The sequence below is a fragment of the Rhodococcus sp. 11-3 genome, assembly GCF_023704055.1.
Taxonomy (GTDB): domain Bacteria; phylum Actinomycetota; class Actinomycetes; order Mycobacteriales; family Mycobacteriaceae; genus Rhodococcus; species Rhodococcus aetherivorans.
Genome location: NZ_CP080406.1, coordinates 1,107,804 through 1,122,164 on the forward strand (window position 1 = coordinate 1,107,804; position 14,361 = coordinate 1,122,164).

Sequence of the window (14,361 nt, forward strand, 5' to 3'; positions counted from 1 at the left end):
CGCATGACGCGCATCGCCGCCCTGGCCGGTCACTTCGGACGCGACGTGCCGCGGGCCCTGCTCAAACTGGAGACCCTGATCGAGTCCGCGCGACGGGACCGCATCGAGCTGCTGGTGCTGCCCGACGCGTGCCTCGGCGGGTACATCTCGGACCTGCGCCGGCCCGACCCGGACGACCTGCCGCCCGCACTGTGGCGGGACGGACCCGAACTCGACGCGCTCGCCCGGATGGCGGGCGAGATGACCGTGTGCGTCGGCTACACCGAACGGGACGGGGATCTGCGGTACAACGCCGCCGCCTGCGTCACCGGCGACGGGATTCTCGGCACCCACCGCAAGGTGCACCAGCCGGCCGGGGAATTCCTCGCCTACGCGCCGGGCGACCGGTTCGAGGCCTTCGACACCCCGGTGGGCCGCATGGGGATGCTGATCGACTACGACAAGACGTTCCCCGAGTCCGCCCGCACGCTGGCGCTGGACGGCGCACGGATCGTCGCCGCGCTGTCGGCGTGGCCCGCGAGCGTCACCGACCGGGCGGCCCGGCTGCCGCAGGACCGGCAGTCCCGGCTGTTCGACCTGTACGACGCGGCCCGCGCCGCCGAGAACCAGGTCGTGCTCGTCTCGTCCAATCAGACCGGGATGCAGGGCGGCATGCGCTTCCTCGGGCAGGCGAAGATCGTCGGCCCGGGTGGCGAGGTGCTCGCCCGCACGGGCACCAAGGGCGGGCTCGCCGTCGTCGACATCGACGTCGAGGTCGAGGTGGAACGGGCCCGCCGGGTGCTGCACCACCTGGCCGAGCGGCGCGTGGACACCTATCGGGGACTGCTCGACGAGAAGGGGGACATCGGGTGAGGATCGCTCTGCTCACGTACTCCACCAAGCCGCGCGGCGGTGTCGTCCACACCCTCAATCTTGCCGAGGCCCTGGCCCGGACGGGCCACGACGTCGCCGTGTGGACGCTCGGGCGCGGCGGCGACGACGGGTTCTTCCGCGCCGTCGACCCGGCCGTGCGGGTGCGCGTCGTCCCGTTCGCCGGGGTGGAGGGGGAGGGGGTCGGGGAGCGCATCATGCGTTCGATCGCCGCGCTCGGCGCGGCGTTCACCCCCGGCAGGTACGACGTGGTGCACGCGCAGGACTGCATCAGCGCCAACGCCGTCGGAAACCGGTGCATCCGCACGATCCACCACCTCGACCGGTTCACCACGCCGCAGCTCGCCGCCTGTCACGAACGGGCCGTCGCCGAACCGTATGCGCGGATCTGCGTCTCGCGTGCGGTCGCCGAGGAGGTCCGCGCGGGCTGGGGTTTCACGCCCACGGTCATCGCCAACGGCGTCGACGCGCACCGCTTCTCGCGCGCCGAGCACGACAGGGCGGCGCGGGCCCGGTGGCGGGCGCAGCTGGGGGAGTACGTGCTGGCCGTCGGTGGCATCGAGCCCCGCAAGGGCAGCATCGATCTGGTGGAGGCGTTCGCCCTGCTGCGCCGTGAGCGGCCCGGGATGCGGCTGGTGTTCGCCGGCGGCGAGACGTTGTTCGACTACCGGCCGTACCGAGCCGAATTCGACCGTCGCTGCACGGAACTGGACGTGGATCCGACGATCCTGGGGACGGTGGCCGAGGACGCGCTGCCGGCGTTGGTCGCGCAGGCGTCGGTGTTCGCGTTCCTGTCCACGAAGGAGGGCTTCGGGCTCGCCGCGATGGAGGCCCTGGCCGCCGGAGTGCCCGTGGTGGCGCGGGATCTGCCGGTGCTGCGCGAGGTGTTCGGCGACACCGTCCGGTTCGCGTCGACGCACCGGGGGATGGCCGGCGCCCTCACCGAGCCGCCCGACGCCGCGCGGACACACCGGGGGCGGGCGCTCGCCGCGGCCCACACCTGGGACGACGCGGCGGCCGCGCACCTCGCGTTCTACCGCTCCGTCGTGCACCTGCAACCCGCGGAACACTCACGGGATGCGGCCCGGGGTCAGTGCCCGGCGGGCCGGTAGCGGCGGACCGGCCGGCCGGTGCCGCCGTATTCGAGACGCAGTTCGAGCAGGCCTGCGTCCAGGTAGTGCTCGAGGTAGCGGCGCACGCTCACCCGCGACAACCCGGCCAGCTCCGCGCACTCGGTGGCGGACAGTTCGCCGCGGGCGCGGACCGTGTCGAGGATCAGCCGGCCGGTTTCGGCGCTCAGTCCCTTCGGCAGCCGTACGGGTTCGGCGGCCTTGCCGCCGGCACCGAACAGGGAGTCGATGAACGTCTGGTCGGCGCTCGTCTGGGTCGCGAGCTCGTGCGCTCGGCGCCGGAAGTGCTCGAGCTTCTCCCGGAGCTGCGCGTACTCGAACGGCTTGACCAGGTAGTCGGTCGCTCCGCCGTGCAGGGCGCGACCGACGGTATCGATCTCCCGGGCGGCGGTGATCATGATGACGGCGACGGCGTCGCCCTCGGCGCGCAGCCGCTGAAGGACGTCGAGTCCCGACATGTCGGGCAGGTAGACGTCGAGCAGGAGGAGGTCGGGTGCGGTGGTCCGCGCGGCGTCGAGCGCCTCCGCGCCGCTGTGTGCCACCGCAACCGTGGTGAATCCCTTTGTCCGGTCCACGAATCGACGGTGGATCTCCGCGACCATGAAGTCGTCGTCCACGACGACGACCTTGTGCGTCGCCGCCTCGTCCGATCCTGGACGGTCGTGCATGGTCAGCCATCCTTACTGCGCGGGATGTGGACGGTGAACAAGGCGCCGCCGGTGACCGGGGCATCGGAGACGGTAGCCGATCCGCCGTGCTGGGCGCTGACCAGTCGCACCAGCGCCAGTCCGACCCCGCGTCCCCCGGGCGTGTCGGGTTTGGACGTGACGCCCCGGGCGAAGATCTCCTCCCGCAGGGAATCGGGCACGCCGGGACCCGAATCGGCGACCTCGACCGTGATGCCGTCGGAGTCGGTGATGCGGACGGAGATCCGCGCGTCCCGCCCGCCCTGCGACACGTCGACGGCGTTGTCGACGAGATTGCCGAGGACGGTGATGACGTCGGTGGCGAGTTCGGGGTCGAGGGCCCGCAGGCGCGAATCGGGCTCGAGGACCAGGGTCACTCCGGTCTCCGCGGCGAGCGATGTCTTCGCGATGAGCAGGGCGGCCACGGCGGGGTCGGAAATACGCTGCGTCACAGCGTCACTGATTTCCGCTCGGCGCCTGGTGAGAGTTCCGACGAAGTCGGTGACGGCGTCGTAGTCGCCGAGTTGGGTGAGCCCCGAGATGGTGTGGAGCTGATTGGCGAATTCGTGGGTCTGGGCCCGGAGGGTGTCGGTGACACTCTTGTGCGACGACAGCTGGCTCTGCAGCGACGCCAGCTCGGTGCTGTCGCGCATCGTGGTGACGGTGCCGATCCGCTGTCCCCGGCTCGTCGCGGTCCGGCGACTGAGCGCCAGCACCCGGGACGCCGTCGACAGCACGACGTCGCCGCTGTCGTCCCCGCTGAGCAGGTACTGACGGACCGCGGGTTCGAGGTCGACGTCGTCGACGCGGCGGCCGACGGCGTCCGCGGTGAGGTCGAGCAGCTCCTGTGCGCTGTCGTTGAGAACGGTGATGACGCCCTCGGTGTTCACCGCCACCACGCCCTCGCGGATGTTGTGCAGCAGCGCCTCGCGGTGGTCGGCGAGGTTGGCGATCTCGGCGATCTCGAGCCCCCGGGTGTGGGTCTTGATCCGTCGCGACAACAGCCACGAGCCGAGGAGCCCGAGCCCGGCGCCGATGCCGAGATACAGCAGCAACCGGGCTCCGGCGCTGCTGAGGAGGTCCCACAGGGACGGGTAGTCGTCGCTCACCGCCACGATCGCGAGCACGGACCCGGCCGGCGACAGGATCGGGACGTGTCCCGCGATGGCCCGACGGCCGTCGACGACCACGTCACCGGACCAGGCCCGGCCGCTTGCCACGTCGCTGGCCCCGAGTTCCGCAGCCGCGCCGAGCCGGGTCGGGTCCGACGACACGAGGACCGTGCCGTCGGCGGTCACGATCTCGGCGAGCGTCGCCCCGGACAGGTTCACGGCGCGGTCCACTTCGGGCGCGAGAACCGTGCCGGCGGACGGTGCGGACAGCAGTTCCCGCACCACGGGCGTCGAGGCCACGTTCTCGGCGACCGCGATCATCCGCTGACCCTGCAGGTCGCGGAATCCGACGGTCGACTGGTGCACCGACACCGCGGCGACCGCCAGCAGCACCACCGCCACGACGGCGAGCTGAAGGAGCAGAACCTGCCCGGCGAGGCTGCGGATACGGAGGGGACGTGGTGACCACAATGAACTCAAGTTCCGTTTCGTACTCAAGAGTGACGTGACTCACTGACGGGTTCAGTATTGCCGAAGGTCACATTTTTCGGCGAAAGAAGGAACGATGTCCAGGACAGCCGGCGGAGGCCGCGTACGTGCGGTCCTACTGCTCGTGCTCGCGGGGATTCTCGTTGCCGGATGCGGCGTCACCCGCGGCGAGGACGAGGGTCTGCACCGGGTGCGGATGATGGTTCCCAACAGCCCCGGCGGAGGCTACGACCTCACCGCCCGGACGGCGGTGAAGATCATGGAGGACGACGGCATCACCGGCCGCGTGGAGGTCTTCAACGTCATCGGCGCAGGCGGAACGGTGGCGATGGCCCGGCTCATGAACGAGGCGGGCAACGACGACCTCATGATGATGATGGGCCTCGGGGTGGTCGGCGCCGGCTACACGAACGGCTCGACGGCCCGGGTGTCCGACGCTACGGCCCTGGCCAGGATGGTCGAGGAGCAGGAGGGCATTCTCGTCCCCGCGGACTCGCCGTTGCGCACCGTCGACGACTTCGTCGCCGCGTGGCGCGCCGACCCGTCGGCGATCACGATCGGCGGTGGATCGTCACCCGGAGGTCCCGACCACCTGTTCCCGATGGAGACGGCACGTGCGGTGGGAGTGGATCCGAAGGCAGTGAACTTCGTGTCCTACGACGGCGGCGGTGATCTGCTGACCGCGCTGCTCGGCGAGAAGATCACCGCGGGCACGTCGGGGCTCGGCGAGTACGTCGACCAGATCGAGGCGGGCCAGGTCCGGGTCCTCGCGGTGTCGGGCAACGAGCGCGTTCCCGGCATCGACGCACCGACGCTCCGTGAGGCGGGCATCGATCTGACCTTCACCAACTGGCGCGGAATCCTTGCGCCGCCCGGAATTTCGGACGAGGCCAAGGCGGCAATGGTGGAGGCGCTCGCGAAGTTGCACGACACCCCGGCATGGAAGGAGGCTCTGGTGAAGAACGGGTGGAGCGACGCGTTCGCGACCGGACCGGAGTTCGAGCGGTTCCTCGAAGAGCAGGACGAGCGGGTTTCGTCCACGCTGTCCGAGCTGGGGCTGGCATGAGTACGCGGGCAGCGGCCGATGCGACGCCGGCCCGCCGGATGAAGGATCCGGCCCAGTTCGTCGTCTGCGGTGTGCTCGTGGCGGTGGGAGTCTTCCTGATCGTCGACGCGCTCACTCTGACAGCGGGTTTCGTCAAGGTCGACCCGGTGGGGCCTCGGCTGTTCCCGATGGTCGTCGGCACCGGACTCGTCGTCTGCGCGGTGGCGCTCGCAGCGGCGATCCTGTGGGGATCGACCGGCGAGGAGGACGGCGGAGAGGACGTGGACCTGTCGTCGCCCGGGGACTGGCGCACGGTCGGGCTGCTGGTCGCGTTGTTCGTCGCGACGATCGCCCTCGTCGGCCCGCTGGGGTGGGCGATCACCGGAACCCTGTTGTTCGCCGGCGCCGCGACGGTCCTGGGAAACAGGCACTACGTGCGCAGTCTCGTGATCGGGGCGGTCCTCGGGTTCGGCAGCTTCTACGCATTCTACGTCGGGCTCGGAATACCGCTGCCCGCAGGCATTCTGGACGGAATTCTGTGACATGGACACATTGACCTGGCTGCTGCAGGGGTTCGAGCAGGCGGCGACCCCGATGAACCTGCTCTACGCGTGTCTCGGTGTCCTGCTGGGGACCGCGGTCGGAGTACTGCCGGGCATCGGGCCCGCGATGACGGTGGCGCTGCTGCTGCCCGTCACCTACAACGTGAGCCCGAGCGCCGCGTTCATCATGTTCGCCGGCATCTACTACGGCGGAATGTACGGCGGGTCGACGACCTCGATCCTGCTCAACACCCCGGGGGAGTCGTCCTCCGTGATCACCGCGATCGAGGGCAACCGGATGGCGAGAGCCGGGCGCGCGGCGCAGGCCCTCGCCACCGCCGCCATCGGCTCGTTCGTCGCCGGATCGATCGGCACGATGCTGCTGGTGCTCTTCGCTCCCGCGGTGTCGCGCTTCGCCGTGACTCTCGGTGCGCCGTCGTATCTGGCGATCATGCTGCTCGCGCTGGTCGCCGTCACCGCCGTCCTCGGCAGTTCCAAGCTCCGGGGCTGCATCTCGCTGTTCCTGGGCCTCGCGATCGGACTGGTCGGAATCGACTTCCTCACCGGGCAGCCCCGCGCCACCTTCGGCATTCCGCAGCTGTCCGACGGCATCGACATCGTCGTCGTCGCGGTCGCGGTGTTCGCGGTCGGTGAGGCGCTGTGGGTGGCCGCGCACCTGCGCCGCCGCCCCGCCGAGGTCATCCCGGTCGGCCGTCCGTGGATGGGCCGCAGCGACTGGAAGCGGTCGTGGAAGCCGTGGTTGCGCGGCACCGCATACGGATTCCCGTTCGGCGCGCTGCCGGCGGGTGGTGCCGAGCTGCCGACCTTCCTCTCGTACATCACCGAGAAGAAGCTGTCGAAGCACAAGGACGAGTTCGGCAAGGGCGCCATCGAAGGCGTCGCGGGACCGGAGGCGGCGAACAACGCCTCCGCGGCGGGCACCCTCGTGCCGATGCTGTCGCTGGGTCTGCCGACCAATGCGACCGCCGCGGTGATGCTGACCGCCTTCGTGTCGTACGGAATCCAGCCCGGGCCGACGCTGTTCGAGAAGGAACCGCTGCTGATCTGGACGCTGATCGCGAGCCTGTTCATCGGCAACTTCCTCCTGCTCGTCCTCAACCTTCCCCTTGCCCCGCTGTGGGCCAAGCTGCTCCGCACGCCCCGGCCGTATCTGTATGCCGGCATCCTGTTCTTCGCCGCGCTCGGCGCGTTCGCCGTCAACCTGCAGTGGCTCGACCTCGCCCTGCTGCTGACGTTCGGCCTGCTCGGGCTCATGATGCGCCGGTTCGGTCTTCCGGTCCTGCCGTTGATCATCGGGGTGATCCTCGGGCCGCGCATCGAACGCCAACTCCGCCAGAGCTTGCAGCTCGGGGGCGGCGACTGGGGCAGCCTCGTCACCGAACCCGTCGCCATCGTCGTCTACATCGTCATCGCACTGCTGCTCGTCGCGCCGCTCGCCGCCCGGTTCGTCCACTCGCGCCGGCCTGCCGTGATTCCGGCCGGCACCCCCGGTGACGACTCCAGCGAGACCCGAGAGAAGGCCCACGCATGATCGTCGTCGGATTCACCCCGGACCGGTACGGCGGAGCCGCCGTCGACCACGGCATCGCCGAGGCCCGGTTGCGCGGCACCTCACTTCTCGTGATCAACACCTCCAGGGGCGATGCCCTCGCCGACCGGTCGTTCGCCGCCCGGGCACAGCTCGAGGCGCTGGAGGAGAAGTTGTCCGGAAGCGGCGTCGAGCACGAGATCAGGCAGACGGTCGGCGACGAGACCGTCGACGTGATCCTGGACGCCATGGAGCCCGACGAGGCGCAACTGCTGGTGATCGGGGTCCGCGACCGCACACCCGTCGGCAAGTTGCTTCTCGGCAGTACCGCCCAGCGGCTGCTGCTGTCCTGCCGCAAACCGGTGCTGGCGGTCAAGCCCGAGGAGGGGTGAGGCTCCTCGCCGCTCCGGGTAGCTCACCCGCCGAGCCCGGTGACCCGCATCGTGAGGTTGAGCCGGCCCCGCGTCATCCCCGACGCGGGGTCGGCCGTGCCGGGAAAGACTTTGGGCACACCGTGATACGCGAGTCGCGACGGACCGCCGAACACGAACAGGTCGCCGGATTCGAGCCGGACGTCGCGGTGGGGCCGGCCGCGGCTCTCGGTGTTGCCGAACCGGAAGGTGCACGCGTCGCCGATGCTGAGCGACACGATGGGGGCGTCGCTGCGTTCGTCCTTGTCCTGATGCATGCCCATGCGGGCGTCGCCGTCGTAGAAGTTGATCAGCGCGGTGTCGGGGGTGTAATCGTCGCCGGCGTGCGGGTCGTCGTACGCGGCGACGAGGGCACGCCGCCCGAGGTCGCCCAGCCGGTCCGGGAAAGGGGCGACGGGAGCGTCGTTCACGTCCACCGCGGTGCGGGTGTAACGGTACGGCGACCAGTGCCACCCGAGGCAGACGGTCTGCACCGACATCCGGCCCCCGCCAGGCAGGGCGGTGTGACGGATCGGCACGGGCCCGCGCGCCCAGTCCCGGCAGGCGGCGACGAGGCGGCGTTGCTCGTCGACGTCGAGCCAGCCGGGCACGTGCACGGCGCCCGGGGCGATCTCGACGCGGGCGCGCGGCACGGGGAACAGGGCGTCGCTCACGGGTGCCGCCTCGTCTGCCATTCCCGGTAGCGCCCCGGAAGGCACACCGCGCACGGGCGGTATCCGGCTGCGACGGCATCGGATTCGTCGGCGAAGAAGACCCGGTCCCGGACGTACCCGCCGCGGGCGATCGCCCGCAGCGCCGCGCGGCAGTCGAGGCGACCGTAGATCCGGCCGCGCCGGTGCCCACCGACGGATCCGGGGGTCGGGCTGCGGTAGGGACGCCCGTCCGCGCCGAGCAGCGTGTAGCCGGTCATCGGGCGTCGTGCAGGACGAGGCCGAGGGTGTGGCGGACGCCGGCGCGGACGGTGCTGACCCCCGTGCCGGACGGGGGAGCGGGTCCAGCCGCGCGCGGAGGGGGTGGGCCGGTCGCGGGTGGTGAAGATCAGTCCGTGACCCTGCTGCAGCACGGTGGCGGTGCCGCGGGACTGCGCGCGGGCGCGTTGCTCGACGAGGAGGAACTCGCCGCCGAGGTGGTCGTGGCCGGGCCGGTCGAGGCCGATCACCACCTGCAGCGGGAACACCAGGTCGCCGTATAGGTCGCGGTGCAGGGCGTTCCAGTCGCCGGTCGTGTAGCGCAGCAGGATGGGCGTCGGCCTGGCCTGTCCGGCGGCGTGGCAGGCGTCGAGCCAGTCGCCGAAGTCGTCGGGCCAGGGCGCCGGGTCGCCGAGCCGCTGCGCCCAGCCCCGTGCGACGGGCAGCAGCCGGTGGTAGAACGCCGCGCGCAACCGGGTGATGCCCTCGGGTACGGGGTCGCCGAAGTAGCGGTAGGTGCCCTTGCCGAAGCGGTGCCGTTCCATGTCGATCGTGCTGCGGAAGCGGCGGTCGTCGTCCCACATCGCGGCGACGCGCGCGCACTCGTCCGCGGTGAGCAGCGGCCCGGTCTGCGCGCACCCCGTCGCGTCGAGTTCGGCGACGAGCGCCGGCCAGTCCTGAGCATCGACCCGCGCGGTGAGCGAGTCGGTCCGGTTCCCGGTGGTCATGGTTCCTCCTCCGCCCGGGCTGTCCCACCCGGCCCACCGGGTAGACGTCCGTCGGGCGGGGAACGTGAGATCCGAGCGGGAGGTTGTCGCGCCGAGGGGGCGGTTGTCGGGCACGCCACTCGCACGTTGCCACAACAACCTCCCCTTCGTCGCGGGAGTCACCCGTCGGCGAGCTTGGTGAGGAGGCGGGCCAGTTCGGTGCGTTCGGGGCCGTCGAGGTGGGCGAAGAACTCGGTGGCCTCGGCGTCGCGGGCCGCGTCGAGTTCGGCGGCGATGCGACGGCCCTCGTCGGTGAGGTGGACGCACACGGCGCGACGGTCGGCGGGGTCGGCGACGCGACGGGTCAGGCCCCGGGCCTCGAGCCGGTCGATCACCTCGGTGGCCGATCGCGGCGCGATGCGCAGCGCCTTGGCGACGTCGCCGAGGCGCAGCGGCTGAGCGGAGTGGCCGACGACGTGCAGCGCGCGGTGCTCGTGCGGGGACAGTTCCCACGGGACGAGGGTGGCGTGCCAGCGGCGTCGCAGCGTGCGGGTGGCCGTCATCAGCAGGTCGCGCAGCGCCGGGTCGGTGGGGGCGTCGGACATGATGCGGATCATACCTCACTTGACGGCTGCCTCTTAGTGAGGCAACCTCAACAAGTACGTTTCGTGCCTCACGAAGGAGGTGATGGGCATGATGCAGCCTCCGCCCGGCGGCGGGCCGGGACCGATGCGGCACGCCAAGCCCGACCCGCGCGACCGCGCCCAGCTCGAGGAATCCCCCGTGAGCGTGCGCCGCATCGGCGCGCTCTTCGCGCCCTACCGCTGGCAGGTCGCGCTCGTCGTCGCGCTCATCGTGGTGTCGTCGGTGATCACGCTCGCCAACCCGTTCCTCGTCCGCACCCTCATCGACCACGCGATTCCCGACCAGGACGTGCCGTTGCTGCTCGGCGCCGTCGGCGCGATGCTCGCCGTCACCGTCGTCGCCTCGATCCTCGGGGTGGTGCAGACGTGGATCTCCACCACGGTGGGCCAGCACGTCATGCACGACCTGCGCACCCGCGTGTTCGACCACCTGCAACGGCAGTCCCTCGGCTTCTTCACCCGCACCCGCGGCGGGGAGATCCAGTCACGCCTGACCAACGACATCGGCGGCATGCAGAACGTCGTCACCTCCACCGCCACCTCGATCGCCGCCAACGTCACCACCGTCGTCGGCACGGCCGTCGCGATGGCGGTGCTCAGCTGGCGGCTGTCGCTGCTGTCCCTGCTGGTGCTGCCGCCGGCGATCTGGCTCACCCGCAAAGTCGCCCTGATGCGCCGCGAGATCACCGCCGTGCGCCAGCGTCGCCTCGCCGACATGCAGACCCAGATCGAGGAGAGTCTCTCGCTCAGCGGCGTCCTGCTCGGTAAGACCCTCGGCACCGGCCCGGCCATGTCGACACGCTTCGCCCGCACCTCCACCGAACTGGCCGACCTCGAGGTCCGTTCCCAGCTGTCCGGTCGCTGGCGCATGGCCACGATGAACATCGTCTTCGCCGCCATCCCCGCCCTGCTCTACCTCGTCGCCGGCCTGCCCGCGACGTCGGGCGGGATGACCATCGGCACCCTCGTCGCCTTCACCGGCCTGCAGGCCACCCTGTTCCGGCCGCTGATGAGCCTGCTCGACGTGGGCGTGTCGGTCACCGGTTCGCTGGCGCTGTTCAGCCGCATCTTCGAATACCTCGACCTGACCGTCGAGATCGGCGAACCCGCGAACCCGGTGCGGCTCGACCTCGACCGGATCGCCGGCGCCGTGCGGTTCGACGACGTCCGCTTCCGCTACGACGGCGCCGACCGGGACGCGCTGGCCGGCATCACCCTCGACGTGCCCGCCGGCTCACACGTCGCTCTCGTCGGCGAAACAGGTTCGGGAAAGACGACTCTCGGGTCGCTCGTCGCGCGGCTGTACGACCCCACGTCGGGGCGGGTGACGATCGACGGCGTCGACGTGCGCGACCTTCCGCTCGCCGACATCGCGAGCCTGGTCGGGGTCGTCTCCCAGGAGACGTACCTGCTGCACGCCACGGTCCGGGAGAACCTGCGCCACGCCAAGCCCGACGCGACGGACGCCGAGATCGAGCAGGCCGCCCGCGCCGCGCACATCCACGAGCTCCTGTCCTCGTTGCCGGACGGCTACGACACCGTCGTCGGGGCGCGCGGACACCGCTTCTCCGGCGGCGAGAAGCAGCGCCTCGCCATCGCCCGCACCCTGCTGCGCGACCCGCGCATCCTGGTGCTCGACGAGGCGACGAGCGCGCTCGACAACGAGACCGAACGCGCGGTGCAGCAGGCCCTGGACGCGGCCCGCCGCGGCCGCACGACCCTCACCGTCGCGCACCGCCTCTCGACGATCCGCGACGCCGACACGATCGTCGTCCTCGACCGCGGCCGCATCGTGGAGCAGGGCAGCCACGACGAACTGCTCGCCCGCGGCGGCAGATACGCCGCGCTCGCGGCCCGCACGGAACCGCAGGAAGTCGGCGTGTAAGCGGCGCTCCCCGCGGATCAGCCGGACACCGAGAGGACGCCGGTGCGCAGGCGCCGCACCGCGTCCGCCGCCGGCACCACGGCGGCGCACCGCGCCGCGAGGTAGTGCAGCGCCTCGGTGTGCTCGCGCCGGGAGAAGTCCGCGACGCCGTCCGCGACGACGAAGACCTGCACGTCCTGCATGAATCCGTCCAGCGCGGTGCTCAGGCACCCGATGTGGGCGTAGACGCCGGTGACGACGAGCTGGTCCCGGCCCCACGCGCACATCCGCTCCCGCAGGTCGGTGCGGATGAACGCGCTGTAGCGCCACTTGGTGAGCTGCACGTCGTCCTCGCGCGGCGCGAGGTCGGCGACGACGGACGTCAGGGCCGGATCGTCGGCCAGGCCGGGACCCCAGAAATCGGTGAGCAGCGCCCGCTCGGCCGGATCCTGGTCGCCGGGCTGGGCGGTGTAGACGACGGGAATGCCCGCCTCGTACGCCGACCGCCGGATCGCGTCGATGTTCGGGACCACCGTCGCCAGCGGATCCGCCGCGCGGTCGAAGGCCCGCACGAAGTACTCCTGCATGTCGTGCACGAGCAGTACCGCCCGCCGCGGGTCGATGGTCCAGTCGACGGTGTTGGCGGGCAGGTCGGTCGGCAGGGGATAGGACACGGACTTCGGCAGGGCCATCGCAGGATTCGCTTTCTGTGGTCGAGCGGAGTCGGGATCAGTGCTGCAGGGTGGCGGCGAGCGCGCGACGCAGTCCGGCGCGGCTGGTCTTGCCCACACCGGTGCGGGGGAAGGTGTCGACGAAGACCACCTTGTCGGGGATCTTGTACGCGGCCAGGCCCCGCTCGCGCAGGAAGGTCCTCAGCGCCGGGGCCTTCGGGGCCTCGCCGTCGGCGACGACGAACACACACGTGCGCTCCCCGAGGTAGGCGTCGGGCACGGCCACCACCGCGGCGTCCAGGACCCCGGGGTGGGCGAGCAGGTGGTTCTCCACCTCCTCGGCGGCGATCTTCTCGCCGCCCCGGTTGATCTGGTCCTTCGCGCGGCCCTCGACGACGACGTAGCCGTCCTCGGTCAGCCGCACGAGATCTCCGGTGCGGTAGAACCCGTCGGCGGTGAACGCCGACGCGTTGTGCCCGGGCGCGTCGTAGTAGCCGCGGATCGTGTAGGGACCGCGGGTGAGCAGGTGGCCCGTCGCGCCCGGGGCGACGGGACGGTCGGCGTCGTCGACCACCCGGATCTCGTCGTGCGGGCTGATGGGCCGGCCCTGGGTGCCGACGATGGTGGCCTCGGGGTCGTCGAGCCGGGTGTAGTTGACCAGGCCCTCGGCCATCCCGAACACCTGCTGCAGGGTGCAGCCGAGTTCGGGCGTCACGCGCGCGGCCGCCTCGGCGCCGAACTTCGCGCCCCCCACCTGCAGGACCTGCAGCGACGACAGGTCCCGGTCGATACGGGGCCGCGCCGACAGCCACGCCAGTGCGAGCGGGGGCACGAGCGACGCCATGGTGACCCGCTCGCGCTCGATCAGCGCGAAGGCGGTGTCGGGGCTCGGGTCCGGCGCCAGCACGATCGTGCCGCCGGCGTGCAGGACCCCGAGGATCCCGGGTGAGCTCATCGGGAAGTTGTGCGCCGCCGGCAGTACCACCAGCATCCGGGTGCCGGCGTCGACGCCGCAGATGCGGGCCGACTCGCGCACCGAGTACAGGTAGTCGGTGTGGGTGCGCGGGATCAGCTTCGGGGTTCCGGTGGTGCCGCCCGAGAGCTGCAGGAAGGCGACGGATTCCGCTTCGACATCGGCGAATTCGCCCGGCTCGTGCTCGCGCAGCGCGTCGAGCGGGGTGAACTCCTGGGCGTCGCCGGCGACGACCACGACCGGCGGACGGTCGAGGTTCGTGCACACCTGCCGGGCCAGGCCGCGGTAGTCGAATCCGCCGTGCTCGCCGGCGATCACGTACGCGGCGGCGTCGGTGAACCGGCAGAAGTACCCGATCTCGGCGCTGCGGTGCGCGGGCAGCGCGAACACCGGCAGCGCACCGAGCCGGAACACCGCGAAGACCACCTCGGTGTACTCGACGATGTTGGGCAGCTGCACCAGCACCCGGTCGCCCGGCCGGACGCCCGCGGCCGCGAGCCCGGTGGCGATCCGGTCCGCGGCGCCGGTGAGTTCGCGGTAGGTGAGGCGGCGTTCGGTGCCGCGGGCGTCACGGCCGACCACGGCGACGCGCTCGCCGTGGCGGTCGGCCCGCACGGACAGGAACCGGACGAACGTCTCGTCCGTCCAGTAGCCCGCGGCGCGGTAGAGTTCCGCGAACTCCTGGGGGTAGCCGGCGGTGGCAGCCAGGGGAGTCCGGGTGGCGGCGATCGTCACGGAGT

The 14,361-nt window shown here is 71.3% G+C and carries 14 protein-coding genes and 1 pseudogene; 7 read left to right on the plus strand and 8 right to left on the minus strand.

Features of this window, described 5'->3' with window-relative positions:
- Positions 1 to 3: 3 nt before the first annotated feature.
- Both KZJ41_RS05205 and KZJ41_RS05210 read left to right on the plus strand, forming a co-directional pair.
- On the plus strand, positions 4 to 852 hold the full coding sequence (locus KZJ41_RS05205; protein WP_006931879.1) for a carbon-nitrogen hydrolase family protein: 849 nt from the start codon (positions 4 to 6) through the stop codon (positions 850 to 852).
- Positions 849 to 1,982, plus strand: coding sequence for an MSMEG_0565 family glycosyltransferase (locus KZJ41_RS05210; protein WP_065923012.1), 1,134 nt, complete (start codon positions 849 to 851; stop codon positions 1,980 to 1,982). Before KZJ41_RS05205 ends, KZJ41_RS05210 begins: the two co-directional genes overlap by 4 nt.
- On the opposite strand, the gene KZJ41_RS05215 is transcribed toward KZJ41_RS05210, so the two are convergent.
- Together KZJ41_RS05215 and KZJ41_RS05220 are read right to left on the minus strand one after the other, a co-directional pair.
- Complete coding sequence (locus KZJ41_RS05215) at positions 1,961 to 2,668, minus strand: response regulator (RefSeq protein WP_029541286.1); 708 nt, start codon at positions 2,666 to 2,668, stop codon at positions 1,961 to 1,963. The two genes, KZJ41_RS05210 and KZJ41_RS05215, sit on opposite strands and share 22 nt — an antisense overlap.
- 2 nt (positions 2,669 to 2,670) lie before the next feature.
- Positions 2,671 to 4,296: an ATP-binding protein gene (locus tag KZJ41_RS05220; RefSeq protein WP_065923011.1), complete on the minus strand. Its 1,626-nt coding sequence runs from the start codon at positions 4,294 to 4,296 to the stop codon at positions 2,671 to 2,673.
- Between the two features lie 67 nt (positions 4,297 to 4,363).
- On the opposite strand from KZJ41_RS05220, the gene KZJ41_RS05225 reads away from it, so the two are divergent.
- The 4 genes from KZJ41_RS05225 to KZJ41_RS05240 are packed head-to-tail and all read left to right on the plus strand — an operon-like array spanning position 4,364 to position 7,815.
- Positions 4,364 to 5,353 (plus strand): tripartite tricarboxylate transporter substrate binding protein, encoded by a 990-nt coding sequence (locus KZJ41_RS05225; protein ID WP_006931886.1) that lies wholly within the window; start codon positions 4,364 to 4,366, stop codon positions 5,351 to 5,353.
- Complete coding sequence (locus KZJ41_RS05230) at positions 5,350 to 5,874, plus strand: tripartite tricarboxylate transporter TctB family protein (protein ID WP_006931888.1); 525 nt, start codon at positions 5,350 to 5,352, stop codon at positions 5,872 to 5,874. Before KZJ41_RS05225 ends, KZJ41_RS05230 begins: the two co-directional genes overlap by 4 nt.
- 1 nt (position 5,875) lies before the next feature.
- Positions 5,876 to 7,426 carry a tripartite tricarboxylate transporter permease gene (locus KZJ41_RS05235; protein WP_006931890.1) on the plus strand — a complete coding sequence of 517 codons (1,551 nt, stop codon included), beginning with the start codon at positions 5,876 to 5,878 and terminating at the stop codon, positions 7,424 to 7,426.
- Positions 7,423 to 7,815, plus strand: a complete 393-nt coding sequence (locus KZJ41_RS05240; RefSeq protein ID WP_029541295.1) for a universal stress protein — start codon at positions 7,423 to 7,425, stop codon at positions 7,813 to 7,815. The genes KZJ41_RS05235 and KZJ41_RS05240 overlap by 4 nt, the downstream gene beginning before the upstream one ends.
- Positions 7,816 to 7,838: 23 nt before the next feature.
- On the opposite strand, the gene KZJ41_RS05245 is transcribed toward KZJ41_RS05240, so the two are convergent.
- From KZJ41_RS05245 to KZJ41_RS05260, 4 genes and pseudogenes are all read right to left on the minus strand, one after another.
- Positions 7,839 to 8,528 carry an alpha-ketoglutarate-dependent dioxygenase AlkB gene (locus tag KZJ41_RS05245; protein WP_065923010.1) on the minus strand — a complete coding sequence of 230 codons (690 nt, stop codon included), beginning with the start codon at positions 8,526 to 8,528 and terminating at the stop codon, positions 7,839 to 7,841.
- Entirely contained in the window at positions 8,504 to 8,764 is a 261-nt protein-coding gene (locus KZJ41_RS05250) for an Ada metal-binding domain-containing protein (RefSeq protein ID WP_050034615.1), read from the minus strand. Before KZJ41_RS05250 ends, KZJ41_RS05245 begins: the two co-directional genes overlap by 25 nt.
- A pseudogene (locus KZJ41_RS05255) lies at positions 8,761 to 9,490 on the minus strand (2OG-Fe(II) oxygenase). The gene KZJ41_RS05250 and the pseudogene KZJ41_RS05255 overlap by 4 nt, the downstream one beginning before the upstream one ends.
- Positions 9,491 to 9,648: 158 nt before the next feature.
- Positions 9,649 to 10,086, minus strand: coding sequence for a MarR family winged helix-turn-helix transcriptional regulator (locus tag KZJ41_RS05260; protein ID WP_006931898.1), 438 nt, complete (start codon positions 10,084 to 10,086; stop codon positions 9,649 to 9,651).
- Between the two features lie 76 nt (positions 10,087 to 10,162).
- Here KZJ41_RS05260 and KZJ41_RS05265 point away from each other — a divergent pair, with 76 nt between their 5' ends.
- Entirely contained in the window at positions 10,163 to 11,998 is a 1,836-nt protein-coding gene (locus KZJ41_RS05265) for an ABC transporter ATP-binding protein (RefSeq protein ID WP_180987026.1), read from the plus strand.
- A 17-nt stretch (positions 11,999 to 12,015) separates the two neighbouring features.
- Here the strand turns inward: KZJ41_RS05265 and KZJ41_RS05270 are convergent, their stop codons facing one another.
- Positions 12,016 to 12,669 carry an isochorismatase family protein gene (locus KZJ41_RS05270; protein WP_251550340.1) on the minus strand — a complete coding sequence of 218 codons (654 nt, stop codon included), beginning with the start codon at positions 12,667 to 12,669 and terminating at the stop codon, positions 12,016 to 12,018.
- Positions 12,670 to 12,706: 37 nt separating this feature from the next.
- A complete protein-coding gene (locus KZJ41_RS05275; RefSeq protein WP_006931905.1) occupies positions 12,707 to 14,356 on the minus strand; it encodes a (2,3-dihydroxybenzoyl)adenylate synthase in 1,650 nt (549 codons plus the stop codon).
- Between the last annotated feature and the right edge of the window lie 5 nt (positions 14,357 to 14,361).